The organism is Marinomonas profundi, assembly GCF_020694005.1.
GTDB classification, from domain to species: domain Bacteria; phylum Pseudomonadota; class Gammaproteobacteria; order Pseudomonadales; family Marinomonadaceae; genus Marinomonas; species Marinomonas profundi.
On the sequence record NZ_CP073013.1, the window covers coordinates 186420 to 210528 of the forward strand.

Here is a 24109-nt window from a genome sequence, read left to right on the forward strand (position 1 = left end):
CGACAGGACGCTGCCTTTATTCTTATTATGAGCGCGTCATACAAAATACAGCAACCTGATATAAAAATGTAGGTAACCTATGACTATTTTTCCGCTTCCCGCTTTCCATGACAATTATATATGGATAATCCAAGACAAAGATAGTTCAGACATTTGGGCCATCGATCCAGGTGATGCCAATGTGGTTTTGCAGCACTGCCATGAACACACCAAAAACCTCGTGGGTATTTTAATCACTCATCACCACAAGGACCACACCGGTGGCGTAGCCGAACTAAGACAACGCACAAACTGCGTCGTTTATGGGCCAAAACACTTAACAGAACTGGTCACTCACCCTGTCAATGAGGCCGACGACGTGACCGTGTTCTCACGTACTTTTTCCGTCTTGGCAACACCTGGACACACGCTTGACCATCTTTGTTATTTTTCACCAACCGAGCACCCTATACTGTTTAGCGGTGACACCTTATTCAGAGGAGGTTGCGGGCGCATTATGGAAGGTAATGCCGAACAGATGTTGGCGGCAATGAATAAAATCGCCGCCCTACCAGACAACACACAGATCTATTGCACACATGAATATACGCTGGCCAACTATCGTTTTGCACTGTCGCTGGAACCGAATAATGACGAACTCATTAGCAGTCAGCGCACCAGCCAAGCACTACGCGCCAGCAATCAACCCACAGTGCCGACAAAACTTAGCCTAGAGAAAAAAACTAATCCTTTTTTGCGCACCCATAATGAGTCTTTAAAAAATCAGGCAGCACAACAACTTAACGAAGATCCAGCGGATAATCCGACGGCCAGCTTTAGCCAAGTAAGACGCGCGAAAGACAGTTTTAGTTGACCTTGCGCGCCACACCCTTAAAATGACCAAACTTTACTCAACCTTGTGATCTTCATGACCTATAAATTTGCCTGGATTTGCCTTGCCAGCCTAATCTTAAGTGCCTGCCAAACGACGTCTAATATAGAAAGAAACAACGCCTCAATGGACCTAACAGAGTCTGTAGAAGACGCTGAAGTGGTGGAAGCAGACACGGAGCATTTAGGGTTTATCGATACGGTTCCACCTATTGATACAACCGACGCAGCGACAGATGACACAGCAGAACAAACACCAGACGACAAGGCGGTGGTAGCAAGTAAACCCAAAGCGCCAGAAGATCTTTGGGACAGAATTCGCTCAGGTTACCAACTTAATTTGGACATAGATCGCCCTAGACTGTCCTCTCAGTTGCGCTGGTTCAGTACTCACCCGTCGTATTTGGATCGAGTCTCTAAACGAGGCGAGCGCTACCTTTACTATATTACCAGCGAACTAGAAAAAGCCGGACTACCCGCCGAAATCGCACTACTGCCCATCGTCGAAAGTGGCTTTGACCCCTTCGGCTATAGCCATGGCCGCGCCTCTGGGCCTTGGCAGTTTATCCCATCCACAGGGCAAATGTATGGCTTGGATCAGACTTGGTGGTACGATGGTCGACGCGACATCATTGGCTCAACACAAGCCGCTATTGCTTACTTAACGCGCTTACACAGAATGTTTGACGGTGATTGGCTACACGCTCTGGCCTCTTACAATTCCGGTGAAGGCACCGTGATGCGGGCGATCAGAAAAAACAAAAAAGCGGGCAAGCCAACCGATTTTTGGTCATTGGATTTACCGAGAGAAACACGCGCCTACGTTCCAAAGCTCATCGCGCTGGCTAAAATCATCAAAAATCCAGAAAAATACAATTACTCGACGTATTTCATTCCAAACAAGCCTTATTTTGATGTCGTCAATATCGGCGGTCAGCTTGACCTTGCTCAAGCGGCAGAAATGGCAGACATCAGTATTGATGAAGTCTATTTGTTAAATCCGGGCTTTAATCAATGGGCCACTTCTCCAGATGGCCCACACCGTTTGCTAATGCCCATCTCAAAGGCCAAACAGTTTAGAACAAAGCTAGCGGAGATCCCCAACAAAGAACGAGTCACTTGGGTTCGTTACACCGTAAAAGCTGGTGACAATTTGCTACTGGTCGCCAAACAGCACAATACCACGGTAAACGTGTTGCAAGAGGTGAATAAAATCTCCTCGACCATGATACGAGTCGGGCAAGAGCTCATGATTCCGGTAGCAGGCAATGACATAGAAAGCTACACACTAAGCTCACACCAGCGCTTACTGGCAAAACAGTCCAGAGCCCCTAACCGTAATCGCATCAAAATAAACCATACCGTTAAACCAGGCGACAGTTTGTGGTTGATCTCAAACAAGTATGACATCAACAGTAAAACGCTCGCTCGTTGGAACAACATGGGGTTGGCCGACCCGCTTATACCCGGTAAAAAACTGGTTGTATGGCTAGAACCTAAACAATCAGAAAATACCACACGCAGCGTAATGAAAAAGGTCATTTATACCATTCGCTCCGGTGAGTCTCTGGCACTGGTTGCCAACAAATTCAAAGTGTCGGTCAACGACATTAAAGAATGGAACCCTAAAGTCAGCAGCCAAAAATACGTTCAACCTGGAGACAGGGTAACGTTACTGGTCAATGTTGTTGGTGGTTAACCGAACAGCAGAATAAAACCAAAAAAAAGGGCTGATCAAATCAGCCCTTTTTTTGTATCAAATCAACAACTTTATTCGTAACGGCAAAGGTAGGCTGTTGTTTCTTCTACCTTTAACTGGAAGGTTTGATTCGCCTCGACAATAAAAACCTCCCCTTTTGCAAAGGTTTTCCATTCACTTTGTGCGGGCAACTTAACGGTTAACGCACCCGATACAACGGTCATATATTCTCGCTGACTGGTACCAAACTCATATTCCCCGATTGCCATAACGCCAACGGTTGAAGTACCTTCCGCGTTATTCAATGCAATGGATTTAACTTGATCATCAAAATAGCTGTTTACTGTTAACACTTTGCTCATATCGACACTCTTAATTGACATTAAAATACACTTTAAAACAGGCTAAAGACCTTTAATAACGCCTTAGCAGAGCCTCAGCCATCACAGGTCACAACATCATATTGTGCTGTCCGGCTTGTTGCCCACCATCTCTTCAATAATCCACTCTTTAAACGCCGACATAGCTGAAGTAACTGAGCGACGTTTTTCATAGACTAAATAGAAAGATCGATTCGTAATCAGATGCTGATTAAACAATACTTGTAACGTGCCAGCTTCAATTTCTGGCGCAATCAGCTCAGGATCCGTCAGCGAGATCCCCAACCCTTGTGCCGCCGCGCCAGCCGTTAACGAGCCACTTGAGAACATCAGGCCCCGACGAAATAACGTAGGATCTAGGTCATGTTGCTGCAACCAATCATGCCATTCGTCTTTGCGTTTAGTGACATGTAGCAAGGGGTAAAAGCGCATATCTTCTGGCTTATTTATCGGCTGTTCGGGCTTAATCAATCGTGGATTACACACTGGCGCAAGACGAGCAGGACGCAAATAATAGGCTTCCACATCCTCCCAATCACCGCTGCCAAAATACACCGCCATATCGACATCATTGGCCGCAAAATCGATTAAACCAGTAGACGAACTAATCTCGATCTGGATATCAGGGTAACGCTCTTGAAAACGCTCCATCCTCGGCATTAACCATCGAGTTAAAAACGCTGGGGCAACCGCCAATCGAAGAGACCCTGACTTTTGCTTACTTTTCAGCTCTGACGTGGCATTTTCCAATTGCTCAAAAATGCTCTTAATGGGCTTTAAATAAGACTCCCCAGCTTCCGTTAATATAACTTTGCGCTTAGTCCGTCGAAATAACTCAAGGCCCAGAAAACTTTCCAGCCCTTTGATTTGATGGCTAATCGCAGAAGGCGTAACAGACATTTCCTTGGCTGCTTTATTGAAACTGCCATGACGCGCAGCGGACTCAAAACACCTTAATGAATTTAATGGGGGTAAACGATTAATAAGCTCATCTCCAACAGATAAGAAAGATTAACCAATAGCGTGAATATGGTTCATCTGTCAATTAATAAAACCAAATTACCTAGCACACTTATTAAGCGCCACAGTGAAGAGCCAACATACAAAAACGCGCTCCCCAACTACTCCTCATCACCGGTAGTATTTTTTGTTTCAAAACGCTTAGCGGGCAAGGTAAAGGCGGCAAAACCATCTTGCTGATTATCATGAAAACGAGCTTTACCAGCGGGTTTTTTATGAGTTTTCTTTGCTGCTTTAGTGGGTGCTTTGGCGCTGCTTTTTTTACTTTCTTGACGAACCGGCTTAGCGGGAAGCAAGCCTTTAAACTTAGGCTCAAGCCCTTCAATAGCTTCTGTGGTAAAGGTTTTTTGTAAGAACGCCTCTATCGCCTTAAAGTTCAGCCAATCTTTTGGACCAACCAAAGAATACGCGTCGCCTTTAAACCCCGCACGACCTGTACGCCCTGTTCTGTGGACAAACTCTTCTGCTTGCTTTGGTAAATCAAAGTTAAAGACATGAGACACTCTAGCAATATCCAAGCCACGAGACGCCACATCGGTACTGACCAAGACATCAAACTGGCCTTTGGCAAAGCTTTCCATGGTTTTATTGCGCGCACTTTGAGACAAATTTCCGTTCAAAGCCTGAGTACTCAAGCCCCAACCAGCAATGATCTCGGACAAACGTACGGTATCACTCTTTGTTGCCGTAAAAATAATGGCCTGCTTAATGGTCTGACCCAACAATAAATGCTTTAACAAGGCTTCTTTATGGTCTAAATGATCACACAGCAACACATGCTGAGAAATGTCTGAGTGCTCATCAAAGCCTTGGCCGATAGCAATACGAGACGGCTCGCGTAATAGTTCACCGGCAATGTCACTGACGTTGGTATTATCTAAGGTAGCGGAAAAGAACAAGGTCTGACGCTGACGATGACTGGCCGCAGCATTTATGGCGCGCATCGCCTCGGCAAAACCCAAATCCAGCATGCGGTCAGCTTCATCCAAAATAAGCAACTCAAGCCCTTCCAAAAAAACATGACGCTGCTTTAAGTGATCAACTAAACGACCTGGCGTTGCCACAATAAAATGCGGGTCTTTTTGCAATGATTTATGCTGATCGTTAAAGTTTTCACCGCCTTGAATAAGAATGGAGGTAAAACGAGTCGCCGCTAATAAAAGGCGCAACTGACCAAAAACCTGTTTGGCTAGCTCACGTGTTGGCACCAAAATCACCACACGAGGATCACGTTTAGACAAGGCTTTTTTCTTGTAAACGCGATGCAAGGCAGGCAAAAGATAGGCAAGTGTTTTTCCTGAACCTGTTTTTGACGACGCCAACAAATCTCGCCCCGCCATCGCTTCTGGAATAGCGCGAGCTTGAATCTCAGTCGCCTCATCAAAACCCAAATGACCGATGGACTTTAAAATGCGATTATCAAAACCAAATTCTTCGAATAACAAACAACTACCCCTTCAAAACTAACATACTACACAAACAAAGCGTCGCGTCTAATCTGCGCATTATAACCTAGACACATCAAAATTCGTCACTCATCTTTGATTAAAAGATAGCTTTTACCCGCACTTATGATGCCCATTCCAACGCCTTCGGATGTCACAACCTGTTCAAGACTTTCAGCAATACCATAAAACACATTTCGCCCTACTAGAGCGCTCATGCCATAGCGCATAGAAACATAAGGTCGCTCTTCCTGCTGATACGATGCCATCCAAAAATCACAGTCAACCCCCAGCACGACAACATCCTCTGTTTGCGTCACCAACTCAATCGCTCGGCCCTGTTCTGTTGCTATCCACTGCCAACCCGTTACCAGAAACGGCGCATCTTCGACTTGAATCCGTACCTTTTCTACCGGCGTCACCAGAAAGTATTCGCCCGCTTCAAACCACAAAATACGACTAAACATAGTCACCATGGCAGGGCGTTTAATTTTACTGCCTTCATGGAACCACTCGCCATTCGCTTTAATCACCATGTCCATGTCACCACAAAAAGGGGGAGACCAAGTATGGACAGGCGGCAAGCCAGCAGATGACGCGGCAGAAAAGCCTTTTAATTCGATATTTGACATAATTCTTCCCATTTACAGCCAAGCACAACCTTTTCATCACACCAATAAGATTAGCGCCTCTCACTTCATCTACAATTATATTCAACTTCTAAACAAAGCCTTGAATTCATTTCACTGTTAGAATAGACCCAACAAACAAACATCACGAGACGCAGAACAATTTTTTCTCAATACTATCTGCCTCGTCTACATAGAGTGTGACATTATGAAATCGGAATTAGCAAGCAAGTTTCAAGACCCTAGTCGAGGTGTTTACTTCATTGGCACCACGCCACCCAAGTCGTCGCTTGAGGAAGAGCAATTAGAACAAGTCAGTGAAAAACTACTTGAGCGCCTTAGTAACATCGAGGTCGATGGTCTAATCGTTTATGATATTCAAGACGAAACCAGTCGCATTGACAAGCCGCGCCCTTTTCCTTTCATGGAAACTCACGACCCACGAGCTTGGTCAAAGCGTCTTCACCAACAATCTGGCAAGCCGGTCATTACCTACAAATCTGTTTCATCTCGTAGCCCAGAAGCTTTTGCTGGCTGGTTAACAGAAGCATGGGAGCAATATGGCATCCGCGATTTAGTCTTGGTTGGTTCACCGTCTTCAAATGGCGATATCAAACTGCCATTGCCACAAGCCTACGACACCTTAAAAGCCTCCCCTCATGAATTTAATCTGGGTGGCGTCACCATTGCGGAGCGTCACGCGAAAAAAGGCGACGAGCATTTACGTCTGTTGAAAAAATCAGAGTCCGGCTGCGAGTTCTTTATTTCACAGGCGGTTTATAACCACCAAGCAACCGCCGACTTAATCAGCCGTTACGCAAGAAGCTGCAAAGAAAAAGGCGAAGCACCAAAGCGTATCATTTTAACCTTTACGCCATGCGGCAGTGCAAAAACCCTTGAATTTATGGAGTGGCTGGGGATTTCCGTACCCGATGCAACCAAACACCGTATACTGGATGCCAAAGCGCCATTAAACGAATCCATCAAAATTTGTCGTAATGCATTAGAGCAAATCATTGAAACGGCGTTACCGCTTGGCGTTCCGCTGGGTTTAAATATCGAAAGCTTAACCAACCGTAAAGAAGAGATCGATGCTTCTATTCGACTGTATAAACTGCTCAAGGCGACCTTAGATCTTAAATTGGCTGAGCAGTCGCTTACTAAATAGCGTGGTCATATTCTCTATTCCAATCGCCTAGTTAAATCATCGAGTTAAATCGCCTGACTAGATAAGCGTATCCAACACCGCCAACACCCGCTCAATAGAAATATGTTGCATGGCCTTCGGGTCATGCACGCGTGTTGACCAAGGCAATTGTGCGATAGGTTTTTGATGTTCCTTCACCACCAACTCCTCGTACACACTCACCACGTTAGCTAAATCACGATATGGCCCGGTTCGTTCAGGATTGGAATGCGCGTACAACCCCAGCACTGGCGTGCCCACTAATGTTGCCATATGAGCCGGGCCCGTATCAGGACTAATCACCAAAGCGGCGCCCTTTAACACGGACAACATCGCATCCAGCGGCGTTTTACCGACGAGATTAATCACCTGTTCAGTCCGATCGGCAATCACTTGCTCAGCAAACGCCCGCTCATCTTTCGATGGACCACCGGTCATCACAGGACAAAGCCCTTTCATCAACACACGATCCAATACCGCTTGGTAGCCTTCTAGCGTCCAATTGCGTTCTGCTTTAGACGCCGATGGGTTGATCACCACATAGCGATCAGGCAACGCAATATTCCGTTCCGGCAGGCTTAATTCACAAGGCAGACTAGGCTCAGTAACCCCTAACACACTGGCAATCGACAAGAAGGAATCAAGCACATGTTCACCTTGGGGTTCTGGCGCATATTCATTGACAAACCAATGCTGTTTTTCACGAGAATGGGACAAAGCAAAACCAATACGTCTTTTTGCGCTAAGCATCCGAGACACCAAACTCGCTCTTAAAGACCATTGCAAATGCAGCAACACATCAAACGTCTGCCCCTTTAACAAAGCGCGCAGCGCCAAAAGCCCCTTAACCCCTGTTCTTTTATCGTATTCAACCACTCGAACACCCTTGAGCAAACGCACTAAATTTGCCTCTAAAGGCGATGTCACCCAAGTTACCTGCATAGACGGATTGGATATCATAATAGCCTGAACCACCGCCATGGCATGACACACATCCCCCAACGCCGATAAGCGAACCACCGCCAAATGCTGAATTTGGTGATTACCCTGCACTGTATGCTTTTTTGTTGGTTCTTGCTGTATGGGCTCTTGTTGCATGTCTTCCTCTTAGGGCTGCTTAAACTCGGCAAGTATTATAGAATAGTCACCCTTGAATGTGTCCACATTTGTCGACATTACAAAGAGCCTCTTACTAAAGCGAGCAAAATGCCACAAACCATCAAAATATCGCCCAGTACCATACTGCTAAAAAGCGACCCTACATTGCCGCTATCAAACGCTTGGTTCGACCCTGAATTCTGGCGATCACAGCATGCACTGGCTGGCACAGGAAATGGCCGAGGCGCCGTTTGGTTCATCGACAGCGAGTTTGGAAAATTTGTCATTCGACGCTACCGCCGCGGTGGACTGATTGCCAAATTCAATAAAAGCCAGTTTTTTTACACCGGGCAAAAACACACTCGCCCCTGGCTTGAACTGAGTTTATTAGAGCACATGCGCTCAATTGACTTGCCGGTTCCTCGCCCTATTGGCGGTATCTACAGGCTCGAAAAAGGCTTTTATCAAGCCGAGCTACTAACCGCCACCATTGACAATGCAAACGACCTTTTTGACCTTCTTAAAAGTGGCCATAGCCATAAATTAAACTGGAAAGAAATAGGCGCCGTGATTAAACGCTTCCATGACAATGGCATTTATCACTCAGACTTAAATTGCCACAACATCATGATAGATCAACAAGACAAGGTGTGGCTGATTGACTTTGATAAATGCGAACAAAGGCCGCCAAATCCAAAATGGCAACAAGACAACCTAGATAGATTGAAACGCTCATTGGACAAAGAATCCAATCTACACTCACACTTTATTGTTTCTGACGCGCAGTGGCGCGATTTTATGGAAGGCTACCGTGGCTAAAAAAACCTCAACATTAGACCAAAGCATCACCCACTTTCTTGGGCCAAAACACTGGCTAACATGGTGCGCCATGGGCATCGCCTATGCTTTAAGCTTCTTACCATGGTCGCTGCAACAAGGCTTAGGCAAATACCTTGGTCGTGCGCTACACCTCATCGCCAAAAGACGTCGTCACATCTGCGAGGTAAATTTAAAAATTTGCTATCCAGATATGCCCTCTGTTGAGCGAAAAAAACTCACCAAAGCGCATTTTGAGAGCATGGGAATTGGCGTTCTTGAGACTTTTACCTCTTGGTTCCAAAATCAAGAAAAATTCCAATCAAGAACCACATTTGAAGGGCAAGACGTCATTGACAAAGTTCTGGCGACAGGCAGAGGCTGTATATTAATCAGTGGACACTTTTCCCCTCTCGATATTTGCGGCGGTCAAATGTCACACTTTATGGATGTCCACCCCATTTATAAACTGCAAACCAACCCCGTCATGAACTGGGTCATGGAAAGACAACGCCGGGCTATTTTTTCCAAAACGATCGAGCGAACGAACATGCGAGAAGTACTCAAGTCGCTCAAACAGAACAAAGCGGTTTGGTACGCCGTCGACCAAGACTACGGCCGGAAAAACTCCGTATTTGCGCCATTTTATGGACGTCAGTGCGCCACTATTGCGCACATTGGTCGCATCGCTAAGATGACAAACGCCCCTGTCGTTTTATATGACTATGGCCGAACAAAAAACGGTTACCACCTTAGACTGGTCGAAGTGGAAAACTACCCAAGTCAGGATGATATAGAAAACGCCACTCGAATAAATGAACTAATGGAAGCCGTTATTGAACCGAAAAAAGAACAGTACTTTTGGTCGCACAGACGCTTTAAAACACAACCTATCGCCGGTGATCCATCGCCTTACGGCAAATGAAAAAAAGCCACTGGAAGCGCAAACTTCCAGTGGCTTATTAAAACGCCATGGCGTCTTTTAACCAACACCCCTTTTATCCCAGCCTGTTTACCTAAAGACTGTTTATCTAAAGACTGTCACGCACTTCGGCCATTAAGCGCAAAGAGGTTAATCGTGCCTCAGGGTCATGAATCGGCATGGAAACAATCAATTCATCCACCTTTGTCAGCTCTAAAAAGCTTGCCAATTGAAAAGCCACTGTCTCTTTTGAACCCACAATCGCATATTGCAGCATATGTTCAACCATATGCTTTTCACTTGGCGACCAAATCCCTTCCATTGACTCAACCGGTGTTGAGAAAGGAAGGTTTCGATCACGTCGCAAATTGACAAACTGTTGCTGGGCCGAGGTAAACAAATAATTTGCCTCTTCGTCTGTATCCGCCACCACCGCCATAATACCCGCCATAGAATGCAGTTTAGCAAGCTGCTCTGACGCCTTGAAATTGCGACGATAGACGCTCAGTGCCTGAATCAACTGATCAGGCGCAAAATGCGAGGCAAAGGAATAAGGCAAACCAAATTCAGCCGCGACTTGAGCGCTGTACAAGCTCGACCCTAGCAACCAAAGAGGAACATGAGTATTGTGCCCCGGAACCGCCATCACGCCTTGATCACCGTGACCTAACAAACGCTGCAACTCTAAGATGTCGTCTGGGTAACTGTCCACCGAGGCATTCATATTGCGACGCAACGCTCTTGCCGTTTGCATATCTGTACCCGGGGCTCGGCCTAAGCCCAAATCTACTCGACCAGGATACAACTCAGCCAAAGTGCCAAACTGCTCAGCAATCACCAAAGGCGAATGATTGGGCAACATTACACCGCCCGAACCAATACGAATCGTCGAGGTCGCCGCCCCAATATGAGACAACACAACAGACGTTGCAGAGCTTGCCACCGCCGCCATACCATGATGTTCCGCCAACCAAAAGCGCGCATAGCCATGCTCTTCAGCGGCAACGGCCATTCTACGGCTCATCACTAAAGAATCGGCAACCGAATAGCCCTCTGCAACGGGGGCTAAATCAAGAATTGAAAAAGGGACCATAATACTTACCTAATAAAAAAAGAATATGTCTGCTATTTGGGACCCATCAGCGCAAGTTACAAGCATCCAATCATGCAGAAAATGCAGAAGTGCTTATCGCTTACCTCTAACCCCCTATTCTTATCTATTTTCTAAGCGATTGTAGTCCAAAATACCACTTTCTCTTGGGCGGTCTCGCTTATTTAAATTCGCAATCGCATCACTGACAAACCAAAAGTTAGGGTGGGTTCGACGAATACCAAAGCTGTCCAAAAGCGACGAATAATCCTCTCGTGTTTTAAGGTTAGCCACCTGATTGGCCCAGTCTGCCAACTCATTTTCTTCTACCTGCATCAACACATTCGGGTAGTCCCCTAACACGCCTTTCACCAAAGTAACGCCGTCTTCCTCAGGCAAACGAGCGGCCTCTTCGTCCAATAAACTCGAAATATTGGCGTGGGCTTTATTATGAATCAAGCTAATCACTTCCAGTGGCACACCTTGTTGAGTCACCAGAACCGTCGCCACATTAGGCAAATGCACCAACCCACCACCACGCACCGTTTGCAGTTCATACAGCGCCGCCACCTGCTCTGCAGACAGCGCACTTTGTTCCAAGTCATGGCGACGATCAAGCACATCGTCTAATTTAGCGCGCAGCTTTTCGTACAACTCAGCCTGATGATCGTCCGTCTCATAAGGGATTTGAGTTTGTCTGTCCACTTTAATGTAATCGCTAAAAATATACTCTTTAATCGTTTGGCTGACGTCTCGATACCAGTATTTTCGAACCGACTCACGCTCTTCTTTTGGCAGTAATAACAAAAAATTCATTTCCCCTTCCATGCGGAGAAAATCCATATACAAACGCGTTACGAGTTGATGACCAACATTGCCATAGACATCAAAACCCGCCACTAATAAATAATGAATACGTTCTAATAACGGATAATCAATGACCCAAGTGGTTTTAGGGTATTGTCCAACCATGCCTTTCACCACAGACGCATTGTCAAAATGGCGAAAAATAGTCAATACCGCATTGTCGTTATTGCCATCACCGCCCCAGATCAAATCCAGATCTAACGGTACTCGGCTACCTTCTTCGCCCTCAATCAATGCCGCCTTGGCGGACAAATATGACTTCTGCTGCTCAGAAAAAGTCACCCACGAGGCAAGTGGCAAGGTATTGCTAGAACCAATAGCGGGCAGGTCGAGATTCTGCACTTGATCCTCTAAATAATCGGCCGATCCTTGGTTATACACCACGTCAGGGTCAACAAAATAGACCCAAAAATGCTCATTAATTACATTGACCGCAACCTGACCACGACAAACGGGGCCTTTAATAAATGACATAATGGTTTTTTGGGAATGGTCTAATAAAAACCGGTAACGCCCATGGGCCGGTATCTCACGAAACGCTTTAAAGGGATTGGTCGCGACGTCTGGGGCGTAGCCTGGATCTCTTGTTACCTCATAATCATCCGTATAAAAATACGACTGCCAACGCAGGTAACGAGCCTCATCTAACTGCATCGGAATGTGGTTTTTTTGGACGATTACTTCTCGGTCCGACCAGAAACGATAATAAACACGATCCACACCAGGATCATCGTAAGGGCGACGTGTCGCAATACGCTCAATCGGCTCACCGGGTGGTGTTTTTGAACGCACTAATTGAAAACGCGGTGAGCTGTCTTGATCCGCCGCTAATTCACTATCACCTAATTCACTATCGCCTAAATAGAGACTGTACAAATACAAATGCTCATAGATGTACCGAGCAATCAATCGGTCTTTCAGGCTATCGCCATTAAGTCTAGATTCCCATAACGTCACTTGTTTTTGCAAAGTATCAGACAACACAGGCGCATTTGGCATTTTTCCGCCTTTTGCTAACCATCGGGTCAATACGTTGTACTCGTTATCACTTAAAGCAGGAAGGCCATAAGGCATCCCCCAGTTGGGGTAATCGCGTTCAAATTGCCGATAATCTTCAATACTCACACACTGCTGATCGCGAGCCAGAGAAAAGTCATAATCATCAGACAATACGGGCTGGGTAAATTCACCTTGCTGGCGACGCAATGCCACCGCCCGATAAAGCAAGCTGCCTTGTAGATTTGCGGAAGGCGATTGTTCACGCTCGTTTAGTACAGGGTGAAAGCCTTTTTTACGCCACTCATCGGTACTTTTAGCGTCAATAAATAAGCGCGTAGGAGAAGACGCTAATAATCGCGTGCCATCGTAAACCAGTTCTTTTGAACCGCCTCTTTCAATGCCATCGGTAGCGGTTAATTTAAGTTGGCAAGGTGCATCATAACAAGCGTGACAAGAAACACAGCGATTATCCAAGATAGGTTTTACTTGTTGATGATAAAACTCCGCGTCGGTGGCAGAGACATCATCTAGTCGATTGGCGGTATCTTGAGCACCAAATACCGTGTCAAACTGATGAGTAGCATACGCCGCACAGCCAGAGACCAGTACTAGGGCAAAAATCAGAGTCAACCACCGAGACATAAAGCAATTCCTTTTCTATTCACAAAATACACACTAGGTCTTTTCACAATATCATGAACGAAGCCAAGCTTAGACACAGTTGACACAAAAAAACGATTTAAAGCGGGAGAGAGGTTAAAACAGCATAATGACATAAAACAAAAAGCGCCAAAAGGCGCTTTTGCAATCATAAAACTCGTTATTTACATCGAGTATGAGGTTTTATATTAAAAATAACGCCCAACTGAAGCAAAGTCAGACAATGCATGTGCACACAGCGCTCGGCATTATTTTTCGTCGAGAATGTCATCAGCCGCACCATCATCTGAATAGCCATCATCTGGATAGTCATCATCCAACTCATAGGCATCATCGCCCATCGCATCGTTGGCTAACAACAGCGCCTCTTCATAAGCGCCGCCAAATTCAATACGGGTAATATCGTATAAATCGTACTCAAATGTGTCGTCAAACCAACGCGCATCAGAGCCAATTTCTTCTAATTCATAAGTCACAGCGTCAGCACGTACCACGCGCCCAATTTCACAACTGTCTGGTTCAACTTCTTCACGATGCAAGGTAACAAGACCAAACTCTTCGCTGATATCAATCAGCAACACCGCTAAATCGTCAAGCTCAACCTCAGGGTCAACCATTGCTTCGCCACGCAGTGCCAAGACTTTTTTCTGAAAATCATTAAAGGGAGCGGGATGCGCAAAGTCACTAATGTCCTCTAAAAAGAGAACTTGATAACCATTAAGGCGGACGCTGTCATCCACTAATTGGAGCAAAACCATTTCTTCGTTGGCATCCACAACAAAACCGTCTGTCCAGCTATCTGGACCGTCCAATTCTTCACGAAAAATGCGAACAACATTGTTTCGAGTGCGGGCTTTTTCCAATTCGATGAGCATATCGGCTCCCTAAAAAAACGTTAAAAATAAACCAGCGCTAGTGTAAACCCAGCCAGCGCAAGGAACAACTGTCTAACATTAAACCGTCTGACACTAAGAACAACCGTCTAACAGCTAAAAATACCGCCCTAACTCTGTCGAGTTAATGCAACACCGCGTGCCAGCTTTCAATCATATTAATCAGATCGTCTAAGCCGCATTCTGCTTGAATACCATCGGTCGAGGTCTGATAAAAGCTTTCTTGAGAATCAAACATCGCTTTTATTTCTTCTTCCGCCGAGTCTAGATCGACTTGTCGAGACACAGACACGCCCTCTTCGCTCAATATCACATCAAAAGGACCATGCTTAAACTCTGTGGCTTCTTTTTCTGTTTCGGCTAGACGGGCCGCCATTAGCACGCGCTGAATGCTTTCCAAATCACGCACATATTCAGAGACCCATTCGCCAATTGCGGCAAACTCGTATCCGGTATAAATGCGATAAACGTTTTCGTCCTGATCAAAGGCAATTTCATAATCCATGACCGTGAACCTCACTGTTTGTCATCTATGTTCTCATCTTGCTTAATAGTTTGAGCTTGATCCGTTGATTCGACTTGAGCTGTTGATTGAGCATTACGATAAGCACGATTACTGGCTTGTTGGCGTTGCGGAATCGCCGCCGCCAATCGAGCCTGTCTGTCGGCTTCTTTTTTCGCTTTTGCCTCTTCAACCAAACGCTCTTCATGAGCAATCATGTCTGGCGTTTCCATGACATAAGGCCCAATGGCGCCGGTTCTTACATCATTCAAAAATACTTCAGCGGCTTTATGCATATCCACCTTGCCGCCCGCTCGTAAGGCACCACGCTTAGAACCAATGACCTTCAATACGTCATAAGCGTTCGGTGGAATGTCTTTCAATTTATAGCGTGTCGTCAATGACTCTAGATAATCGGCGATAAAGAACTTCAATCCCGCCAAAGCCACATCTTCGTAATCAATCGCGGTATCACGCACCGCGCCGGTCACCGCCAAACGGTAGCTGGCATCCGGGTTTTCGATCTTTGGCCACAAAATGCCCGGTGTATCGAGTATCTGAAAACCATTTGTTACTTTCAATTTCTGTTGCGACTTGGTCACGGCGGGTTCATCGCCCACTTTCGCCACTCGGCGACCTAACAAGGCATTCATTAAGCTGGACTTCCCAACATTAGGAATACCGGCAATCATCGCGCGGATCGGTTTCTCTGCGCTGCCTCTATGGGGAACCATCTGGCTCACCCATTGGCTTATTTTGGCGACATCTGCTTTGTCTAAAGTAGAAAAAGGGTGCGCTAGAATTGACTCACTACCACGCCAATGCTCTAACCATAAGTCTAGACGAGATTTATCGGCCAAGTCTTTTTTATTCAGCAAACGCAGAACCGGAACATCACCACGCAACGTAGTCAGCATAGGGTTTTGACTGGAGTCAGGAATACGTGCATCCAATACTTCGATCACTATGTCCACTTGCGTCATGACTTCTTCGATTTCTCGACGCGCTTTGTTCATGTGCCCTGGATACCATTGTACGCTCACCCTAATCCCCTATTTTAACCAAGTCTTTTTCGGTGGCGGATTCTACCACAAGTTCCAACAAGATAGAGAAAATACTACAGCGTCGAACAAGACACCGATACGCACCATCAATGAGATACGTTAGTCGAGACGATATATGGTCTCGGCTTTTTGCATTTCGTCTTCCACGTACCTCAACAGATCTGGATACAAAGCCAAAAAAGGCGCTTCCGCCTGAGCAATCACTGTGGGTAAATCGTCTATAAAGTCTTGCAGATACTCACCATACTTCCAACGCCGCATAATAGAATGAATGGCGTTATCAACGCCCTCAATAGTGCCTAAATTAGGCAGCCAGTTTTCCTGCTCTAAAGAGCAAATCATGTTTTTTAAGCGTTCTGGACTGCGATACTTGTCTTTCACCAACCCTTGCACCGCCTGATCGCAAAAAGACGGCAGAGGGGTCACACTAAAATCCGCCCAATATTGTATTAACCAATAGTCCATAACAATGTCTTGTACAATACCGGCGAATCGCCGACGCCCTTTGCGCGGCATAGAACGATAGTGAAGACTAGCGGCGTGCTGATCGACCATCACATCCACCTTTTGATGCAAACGCCACCCCGCCAACAAATCCACCTCTAAATGGGACGGATCGACTGGAAAATCCCCCAGCAAATTGCCCACCCAAGACGTATTAGACACCGCGGCAATGTGTAGATGCGCAAAATAATTCATACTGGCCTCTGTGATATCAAATACTTCAAATGCAACTGTCAAATCAATACGGCACTCGTTCAAATCAATACAGCACTCGTTCAAATTAATACAACACTTGTTCAAATTAATAAGGTTACTGTCTTTTTACGCATTTTTTTGCAAAAATGCAGAATCGTCTATATGGTCAGGATCAAGGCAAACGCATGAACATTATTTAACCAACCCCATCACTTTAAACAGATACTTATCATCCCAGCCGCAGGCTTTACGTTTATTTTTTATGCCCAGTTTCAAACTTGTCTCCTGCTTTAATAAATTTAAAGCGATTTGTCGGGTGGTGGCTAGGTTTTCTGCCGCGTAACCTTGTCTAGCTCGGCACTGATCTTCCCCAAAAGAGACGTCCAACACCCAATGTAGCTGATTTTCTACTCCCCAATGCTCGCGAGTGGCCTTTAGCACTTCCTCCGCCGTCATCGGTTTACTGGAAATAAAATAACGAATATGGCTTCGGCCTTTTTCATTAGCCACTCGATCTGATTGTATCGCGGCGACAGTTTTTGCTTGCCATTCTGCTGCAATAGACAGGGAGGATAAGTCCGTCGTGACCCAGCATCGACGATGCTCCTTGCGACCATGAGTTTCGTTTTCTTGCTCAAAAAAGTGATCACTTAGCGTATCTTGTGTATGGTTTTCCCAGTAATGGTCGAAGTAGGTTACAAGCTCTTTATGTAACGTTTTCTGATTACTTTTTACGGTAACCAAATAGTCTGACTCTCTTTCAATGACCTTGGAAACAATGTCTTTCTGACATCCCATGGCATCCATTGTGACCAAGCAACCTTTGATAGCCAGCTGATCTAGTAACTTAGGAATGGCTTTGATTTCATTGGATTTTTTATCTACTTTGTATTGACCAAGAGAGACGCCAGCCTGTGAAGCCCAAGCGTTCACCATGTGAATAGCTTGGTGTTTGTTCGAGCGCGACGCCCGCACCGTCTTTCCATCGATCGCGACGACACCAGATAATGGGGTATCGATCAACATATCTTGAACCCAGCCACAAAACATTTCTCGATAACAGGCTGGATCCAACAAAGAAAATAAACGGTTAAAGGTGTCATGTGATGGAATGCCGCCAGGCAATCGAAGAAATTGTTTAAACCAGTCCTTTCGAGTATCGGCAAAGAGCTGAATCGATTCCCAATCATCCGCACCACAAAGTATCGCGCAGGTAGTCATGAAAACGACTTCCCCTAAATCATGGGTACATTTTGCTTGTTGGCGTGGGTCATTTAGCTGCATCATACGGTCTAATAAGGTCATCGGCTTCAAAAGGGCATGATCATTCATCAAACACGGATTGAATGCAAATATTGTGTTAATTGATCAAGAAACGTTCATGCGTTTGCCCTGTGGTCAGGATCCCCCAGCGTTCAACCTTTATGCTGTAGACACTCCAGAATAAAAAATAACACCGACCTAATCTTCCTTTTCATCCCCATAAGAAAGAAGTAGAAGAAAGGACACTCTTTAAAAAAAGAGACCGAAAAAAGAGACCGGAAAAATGAAAATAATAGTTACGCTAGCCTGTTGCTTAGCTCTCATCTCATTTAATACCGCAATGGCCAACACATTAAGAATCGCCTTTGATGCGGACCCTGTTTCACTTGATCCACATGAGCAACTATCAGAAGACACGCTACAATTTTCCCACCTTGCTTTTGACCCGCTGTTACGCTGGAAACAAAACGGTCAATTTGAGCCTCGCCTTGCCACAAAATGGCAACGCCTTGACGACCGAACAATACGCTTCTTTTTACGCCGCAACGTGACCTTTCAAACCGGGCACGCTTTTTCAGCCAAAGACGTGGTGTACACCATTGAACGTTTAAAAAAATCGCCTGATTTTCGCGCCATGTTCGACATCATAGAGTCGGTCTCTTTGGTTGACGACTTCACCGTTGACGTACACACCACTTACACCAACCCATTACTGCTTAATATCATGGCGTATGTCTTTCCGATGGATAAGGTGTTTTACCAAAACCACGATCAAATTATCAAATATGGCGAATCGTTTGCCTCACGCAACGTATCAGGCACAGGGCCTTTTATCTTGGTGAATCGAGAACTTGGCAGCCGACTAGAGCTAAAGCGCAACCCTGACTATTGGGATAAAAACAGTCTGGGCAACGTAGATCGTATTATTTTCACCCCGATTCGCGCCGATTCTACAAGACTCGCCGCACTGCTCTCTGGCGACGTTGACTTTATTTTTCCCGTCTCGCCGATCGACATTGAGCGCACTAAAAGAGTAGCAGGAATACAACTGGTAACACTGCCCAGCACACGTATTCTATTGCTGCATATGAATCAGGCAAGACGCAAAGAGCTACGAGACCGCCGCGTCAGAAAAGCCATTAATTTAGCCATTAACCAACCGTTGATCGTTAAAAAAATCTTAAAAGGCTACGCCACCCCAGCCGGCCAATTGAGCCCGGACAGTTTCCTAGGCCACATTAACGACTTAGAACCTGAATACAATCTAGCCAAAGCATTAGAACTAATGAAGCAAGCGGGTTACGAAAAAGGCTTTCGAATCAGCATGATGGCACCCAACAATCGCTACATGAACGATGAAAAAGTCGCGCAAGCCATCGCCGCAATGTTAGGAAAAATACACATCAAAGTAGATTTAAAAACCCTGCCAAAAGCCCAATATTTCCAAGAGTTTGACCAACGCAGTGCCGACATTATGATGCTTGGCTGGCAATCTGACACCGTAGACTCCAATAACCTATTTGAATTTATTATCGCCTGTAGCGATGCCAAAACGGGCTTAGGCGCTTATAATGCCAGCGAATATTGTCAACCCAGCATCAATGATGACATTCGCCAGGCCAATCGAGAAATGAACCCAGAAAAGCGCCGTCGATTCCTGCAACAAATAGAACGGACACTGCACAAAGACTCGGCCATTGTACCTCTGTACTGGCAAGACCTCATTTGGGCTGCCAAAGATAATGTCAACATACAAGACATAGTCAACGACCAAAACTACCCTTATCTAGGAGATTTGTTCATTGAACAAAAGTGAATACGCCAGAGGCTTAATCAGTCTTTACCCAAAAAGCGTCATTGCAATGACCTATGAGAACACAACCACCTTATGTTGATCTTTTTACTGCGCCGCTTATTACAAGCCTGTTTTGTGATGATCATCATCAGCATTATCAGCTTTGCCATACAAGACAGGCTAGGCGATCCCGTACGACAAATGGTCGGTATGACCGCCTCGCCAGACGAGCGCGCACAATTACGCGACGAGTTAGGTTTAAACGAAGGTTTTATCAGCCAGTATTGGCGCTTTGCCAAAGGCGCTCTGCATGGCGACCTAGGCACCTCGTATTACTATAAAGAGTCGGCGCTCACTGTCATTCTAAGCAAACTGCCCGCCACCTTAGAGCTGGCTTTCTGTGCCATTTTAATCGTTACACTGGTCGCCACGCCATGCGGCGTGCTCGCCGCCATTAAACCCAAGCATTTACTTTCGCGCTTCTTGATGGTGTTGAGCTCCATTGGCTTATCTGTGCCGATTTTTATTATTGCGATTTTTATGGTGTATTTTTTCGCCATCGAATGGAACATAGCGCCCAGTTTTGGTCGCGGCCAAACAACGCACGTGTTTGGTATTTGGGAAAGCGGACTGTTCACCAAAGACGGCTTGCACCACTTACTTCTGCCCAGTCTTTCTCTCGCCCTTGCCTTAATGCCGATTTTCATTCGCCTAATTCGAGCCGAAATGATGGAAGTATTGCAATCAGAATACATCCGATTTGCTTGGTCAAAAGGGCTGTCAGCACGCCGCATATACTTTATACACGCACTCAAAAACACCATGTTGCCCGTTATTACTGTCGGCGGCATTCAGGCTGGCACCTTGGTGGCTTACACCATTTTAACCGAGACTATTTTTCAATGGCCGGGAATGGGGTTCCTCTTTATGGACGCAGTGAGCCGAGTCGACACGCCACTGATTTCGGCCTATTTAATGGTGGTTGGCGGCATGTTTGTTATCACCAACACGCTGGTTGATTTGATCTACGGTTTTGTTAATCCTACGGTACGTTTTGCGAGTCACGGTTTATGAAGTACGCCAAAAGAGAGCTAATCTACCCAGCCTCAGGCAGCCGTTGGCAGCATATTTGGTCAGGATTCTTAGGCGATAAATTGGCGGTATTAGCCTTACTCATTTTTGCCTTTTACTGTTTAGTGGCCCTACTCGCGCCTTTAGTGGCACCTTTTGACATCGCTGACCCTGCCTTTATGAATCTGGTCAATGCCGAAATTGCGCCACGTTGGATCAGTGGCGACGAGCGTTTTTTACTCGGCACCGATGCCCAAGGGCGCGATTTACTCTCGGTTATTTTACACGGCACCCGACTATCACTGACCATCGGTATATGCGCCGTGATAATACAAGCCACGTTGGGTATTTGCATTGGCTTGATTGCGGGCTATTTGGGCGGCCGCATTGATAATTTTTTAATGCGCTGCGCCGACATCCAGCTGTCTTTTTCTAACATGATGGTCGCCATTGTTTTTCTTGCCATTTTTCAGTCTTTATTTGGCATGGCTATGTACCAGCAGCTGGCGATGGTTATTCTCATTTTAGTGATTGGCCTGACAGAATGGCCGCTGTTTGCACGAACCGTTCGCGCCTCGGTGCTGGCGGAAAAGCAACAAGAATACGTAGATGCCGCTCGGGTCATGGGCATAAGTTCAAAACGCATCATGTTTCGTCATATTCTCCCCAACACATTATCCCCTGTGTTGGTTATCTTCACGGTACAAATTGCCAATGCGATTGTCGCAGAAGCGGCGCTGTCGTTTTTGGGCTTAGGCATGCCCGCGACGGAGCCGTCGCTTGGGGCCTTAATCTCAGAAGGTTTCGCCTACATGTTTGCTGGCTCATGGTGGATTTGCGTCATTCCAAGCCTCACCCTCATCGTATTGATTTTAGCCATGAACCTACTCGGCGATTGGCTACGCGACCACCTAAACCCTAGGACGTATAAAGATTAAGATGAGGCCTTTTACACGATGTGGCGAGCGAAGCAAAGACGAGGCAAAAATAGACGAGAAAGCGGACACCTACATGGATGTAGGTGTTAGAGCGACGCAAGGAGCCAAAGCCGAGTTTATGGGTTATATATGAGCAATTCGAGTCTATTTTTAACAAAGTATTGGCAAGCACAGCAGTCGTGCAAAGGTCTCAAATGAATTTACTCAGCGTTAGTCACCTATGCGTCAATTTTCACATAAAAAAGCAAGAACTTGTGGCGCTTATTGATATTAGCTTCACCTTAAACCGTGGCGAACGCATTGCGATTGTGGGCGAGTCTGGCGCGGGGAAATCGATTCTGGGATTCTCAATTGTCAACTTGATTGGCAAACCTGGCTATATTAAATCGGGGTCCATTAAGCTGGAGAATAAAGAACTTTCTACGATGAATTTACGCCAGTTACAGGAAGTTCGAGGTAAACGCATCGCCATGATCTTTCAAGATCCAATGATGACGCTCAATCCGGTTATTACCATTGGTGATCAGCTGGTTGAAACCATCCGCAGCCACACCAATATTTCATACAAAGACGCGCGTAGCATTGCGATTGAAAAGCTTCATCACGTACAAATCGCCTCCCCTGAGAAACGCTTTGATCAATACCCTCATGAACTGTCGGGCGGTATGCGCCAACGAGTCATCATTGCCTCGGTGCTGTTGCTCAACCCAGACATTATTATTGCGGATGAGCCGACCACAGCGTTAGATGTGACGATTCAGGCTGAAATACTGCAATTGCTGCTGGCCATTTGCCGAGACAACGGTGTCGCGCTTATTTTGATCAGCCATGACCTTGGGGTGGTTTCCAAAGTGGCGGAACGCACCTTAGTGATGTACGCCGGCCATATTGTGGAAGAAGGCCCCACCTTAGAAATCATCAACGATCCTCAACATCCGTACACCCAAGGCTTGTTAAACGCCTTGCCACAAATGACCTTGCCGGGGCAACGACTTAATCAAATCCAAGGCAGCATGCCCTCCTTGGCCGAACGACCATCGGGTTGCGCTTTCCACCCGCGTTGCCCTTATGCCACCCAAAAATGCCGACAGGAACAACCGCGCTTTATTTACAGCGGTGTGTCCAGTGTGGCCTGTTTTCTCGTTGAGGACATGCTCAATGAGTGTGCTGAACACGATCAGGAGGCAATGTAATGGCCACGCCTCTTATTCAAATTAGCGGTTTAGAAAAAACCTTTACCAGCAACGAAAGCTGGCTGGGGCAATGGCGCTTTCATCAAGGCAGACTACAGCGCCACAAAGACAGCGTTCATGCTCTTAATGGCATAAATCTAACGATCAACCAAGGTGAAACGCTATGTGTGGTGGGCGAAACCGGCTGCGGAAAATCCACGCTGGCGCGCGTCATCATGGGATTGTCTAGTCCAAGTGCTGGCGAAATACATTATCTGGACCAACGTATAGATCAATTAAACAACCGCCAGCGCATGTTTTTTCGACGTCGTATGCAAATGGTGTTTCAAAACCCTTATGCGTCTTTAAACCCTAGAATGACGGTTTATCAAACTCTCAGCGAGCCAATTTCATTCCATAATCCACAGCTGTCGCAATCACAAGTAGACGAGCAAATTGACAACCTGCTGGACTCAGTTGGCATTTCAGCGTCGAGCTCAGACCGCTACCCTCATGAGTTTTCAGGTGGACAACGCCAACGCATTAGCCTTGCCCGCGCGTTATCCGTCGAGCCCGATTTTATTGTCGCAGACGAACCACTGTCAGCATTGGATGTGTCCGTTCAGGCCCAAGTACTCAATCTAATGATGGACAAACAAGCGGAACGTAACCTCAGCTACCTGTTTATTACCCATGACCTTGCGGTAGTCGAACACTTTGCCACCCGCGTTGCCGTCATGTATTTGGGACGCATTTGCGAGCTAGCAGCAACGAAAACCTTATTTCAGTCTCCCAAACACCCTTATACAAGAGCCTTACTGTCGGCCATTCCGCGTTTAGACAGCAACACAGCGCAGCCAATCCGCTTAATCGGTGAAGTCCCCACGCCGATGGAAAAACCCATCGGCTGCGTTTTCCAAGCACGCTGTCCATACGCTAATCCACGCTGTTATGACGTCACGCCCGCCATGACATTACAAAGTGATGGTAGCAGTGTGGCTTGCCACGCCATTGAGGAGGGACGACTATGA

The 24109-nt window shown here is 46.2% G+C and carries 22 protein-coding genes; 10 read left to right on the top strand and 12 right to left on the bottom strand.

What is annotated here, in order from left to right; all coding sequences use genetic code 11:
- Positions 1 to 79 precede the first annotated feature (79 nt).
- Together gloB and J8N69_RS00860 are read left to right on the top strand one after the other, a co-directional pair.
- Positions 80 to 853, top strand: a complete 774-nt coding sequence (gene gloB / locus J8N69_RS00855; protein WP_168822023.1) for a hydroxyacylglutathione hydrolase — start codon at positions 80 to 82, stop codon at positions 851 to 853.
- Positions 854 to 907: 54 nt separating this feature from the next.
- The gene (locus tag J8N69_RS00860; protein ID WP_168822022.1) at positions 908 to 2569 is read left to right on the top strand and encodes a lytic transglycosylase; all 1662 of its coding nucleotides are present in this window, start codon (positions 908 to 910) and stop codon (positions 2567 to 2569) included.
- Positions 2570 to 2640: 71 nt separating this feature from the next.
- Here J8N69_RS00860 and ppnP read toward each other — a convergent pair whose 3' ends face one another.
- The 4 genes from ppnP to J8N69_RS00880 form a co-directional block, all read right to left on the bottom strand.
- On the bottom strand, positions 2641 to 2931 hold the full coding sequence (gene ppnP / locus J8N69_RS00865) for a pyrimidine/purine nucleoside phosphorylase (protein WP_211084795.1): 291 nt from the start codon (positions 2929 to 2931) through the stop codon (positions 2641 to 2643).
- 96 nt (positions 2932 to 3027) lie between these two features.
- On the bottom strand, positions 3028 to 3933 hold the full coding sequence (gene gcvA, locus J8N69_RS00870; RefSeq protein WP_168822406.1) for a transcriptional regulator GcvA: 906 nt from the start codon (positions 3931 to 3933) through the stop codon (positions 3028 to 3030).
- Between the two features lie 137 nt (positions 3934 to 4070).
- The gene (locus J8N69_RS00875; RefSeq protein WP_168822021.1) at positions 4071 to 5414 is read right to left on the bottom strand and encodes a DEAD/DEAH box helicase; all 1344 of its coding nucleotides are present in this window, start codon (positions 5412 to 5414) and stop codon (positions 4071 to 4073) included.
- 86 nt (positions 5415 to 5500) lie between these two features.
- On the bottom strand, positions 5501 to 6046 hold the full coding sequence (locus J8N69_RS00880) for a DUF1285 domain-containing protein (protein ID WP_168822020.1): 546 nt from the start codon (positions 6044 to 6046) through the stop codon (positions 5501 to 5503).
- A gap of 205 nt (positions 6047 to 6251) precedes the next feature.
- On the opposite strand from J8N69_RS00880, the gene J8N69_RS00885 reads away from it, so the two are divergent.
- On the top strand, positions 6252 to 7211 hold the full coding sequence (locus J8N69_RS00885) for a hypothetical protein (RefSeq protein ID WP_168822019.1): 960 nt from the start codon (positions 6252 to 6254) through the stop codon (positions 7209 to 7211).
- Positions 7212 to 7268: 57 nt separating this feature from the next.
- Here J8N69_RS00885 and J8N69_RS00890 read toward each other — a convergent pair whose 3' ends face one another.
- Complete coding sequence (locus J8N69_RS00890) at positions 7269 to 8327, bottom strand: glycosyltransferase family 9 protein (RefSeq protein WP_168822018.1); 1059 nt, start codon at positions 8325 to 8327, stop codon at positions 7269 to 7271.
- Between the two features lie 108 nt (positions 8328 to 8435).
- On the opposite strand from J8N69_RS00890, the gene J8N69_RS00895 reads away from it, so the two are divergent.
- The gene (locus J8N69_RS00895) at positions 8436 to 9146 is read left to right on the top strand and encodes a 3-deoxy-D-manno-octulosonic acid kinase (RefSeq protein WP_168822017.1); all 711 of its coding nucleotides are present in this window, start codon (positions 8436 to 8438) and stop codon (positions 9144 to 9146) included.
- Entirely contained in the window at positions 9139 to 10068 is a 930-nt protein-coding gene (locus J8N69_RS00900) for a lysophospholipid acyltransferase family protein (protein ID WP_168822016.1), read from the top strand. The genes J8N69_RS00895 and J8N69_RS00900 overlap by 8 nt, the downstream gene beginning before the upstream one ends.
- A gap of 106 nt (positions 10069 to 10174) precedes the next feature.
- Here the strand turns inward: J8N69_RS00900 and J8N69_RS00905 are convergent, their stop codons facing one another.
- From J8N69_RS00905 to J8N69_RS00935, 7 genes are all read right to left on the bottom strand, one after another.
- On the bottom strand, positions 10175 to 11158 hold the full coding sequence (locus tag J8N69_RS00905; RefSeq protein ID WP_168822015.1) for an LLM class flavin-dependent oxidoreductase: 984 nt from the start codon (positions 11156 to 11158) through the stop codon (positions 10175 to 10177).
- A gap of 120 nt (positions 11159 to 11278) precedes the next feature.
- Positions 11279 to 13663 (bottom strand): fatty acid cis/trans isomerase, encoded by a 2385-nt coding sequence (locus J8N69_RS00910; protein ID WP_168822014.1) that lies wholly within the window; start codon positions 13661 to 13663, stop codon positions 11279 to 11281.
- A 266-nt stretch (positions 13664 to 13929) separates the two neighbouring features.
- Positions 13930 to 14556 carry a hypothetical protein gene (locus J8N69_RS00915; RefSeq protein WP_168822013.1) on the bottom strand — a complete coding sequence of 209 codons (627 nt, stop codon included), beginning with the start codon at positions 14554 to 14556 and terminating at the stop codon, positions 13930 to 13932.
- Between the two features lie 142 nt (positions 14557 to 14698).
- Positions 14699 to 15079, bottom strand: a complete 381-nt coding sequence (locus tag J8N69_RS00920) for a YacL family protein (RefSeq protein ID WP_168822012.1) — start codon at positions 15077 to 15079, stop codon at positions 14699 to 14701.
- Between the two features lie 11 nt (positions 15080 to 15090).
- Positions 15091 to 16119, bottom strand: a complete 1029-nt coding sequence (gene ylqF / locus J8N69_RS00925) for a ribosome biogenesis GTPase YlqF (RefSeq protein WP_168822011.1) — start codon at positions 16117 to 16119, stop codon at positions 15091 to 15093.
- Between the two features lie 120 nt (positions 16120 to 16239).
- Positions 16240 to 16839, bottom strand: coding sequence for an acyl carrier protein phosphodiesterase (locus J8N69_RS00930; RefSeq protein WP_168822010.1), 600 nt, complete (start codon positions 16837 to 16839; stop codon positions 16240 to 16242).
- Between the two features lie 192 nt (positions 16840 to 17031).
- A complete protein-coding gene (locus J8N69_RS00935; protein WP_168822009.1) occupies positions 17032 to 18171 on the bottom strand; it encodes an ISAs1 family transposase in 1140 nt (379 codons plus the stop codon).
- 214 nt (positions 18172 to 18385) lie between these two features.
- On the opposite strand from J8N69_RS00935, the gene J8N69_RS00940 reads away from it, so the two are divergent.
- From J8N69_RS00940 to J8N69_RS00960, 5 genes are all read left to right on the top strand, one after another.
- Complete coding sequence (locus J8N69_RS00940; RefSeq protein WP_168822008.1) at positions 18386 to 19918, top strand: ABC transporter substrate-binding protein; 1533 nt, start codon at positions 18386 to 18388, stop codon at positions 19916 to 19918.
- A 72-nt stretch (positions 19919 to 19990) separates the two neighbouring features.
- Positions 19991 to 20971: an ABC transporter permease gene (locus tag J8N69_RS00945; protein WP_168822007.1), complete on the top strand. Its 981-nt coding sequence runs from the start codon at positions 19991 to 19993 to the stop codon at positions 20969 to 20971.
- Complete coding sequence (locus tag J8N69_RS00950; protein WP_168822006.1) at positions 20968 to 21906, top strand: ABC transporter permease; 939 nt, start codon at positions 20968 to 20970, stop codon at positions 21904 to 21906. Before J8N69_RS00945 ends, J8N69_RS00950 begins: the two co-directional genes overlap by 4 nt.
- Positions 21907 to 22100: 194 nt before the next feature.
- Complete coding sequence (locus J8N69_RS00955; RefSeq protein WP_168822005.1) at positions 22101 to 23099, top strand: ABC transporter ATP-binding protein; 999 nt, start codon at positions 22101 to 22103, stop codon at positions 23097 to 23099.
- Positions 23099 to 24109: an ABC transporter ATP-binding protein gene (locus J8N69_RS00960; RefSeq protein ID WP_168822004.1), complete on the top strand. Its 1011-nt coding sequence runs from the start codon at positions 23099 to 23101 to the stop codon at positions 24107 to 24109. The genes J8N69_RS00955 and J8N69_RS00960 overlap by 1 nt, the downstream gene beginning before the upstream one ends.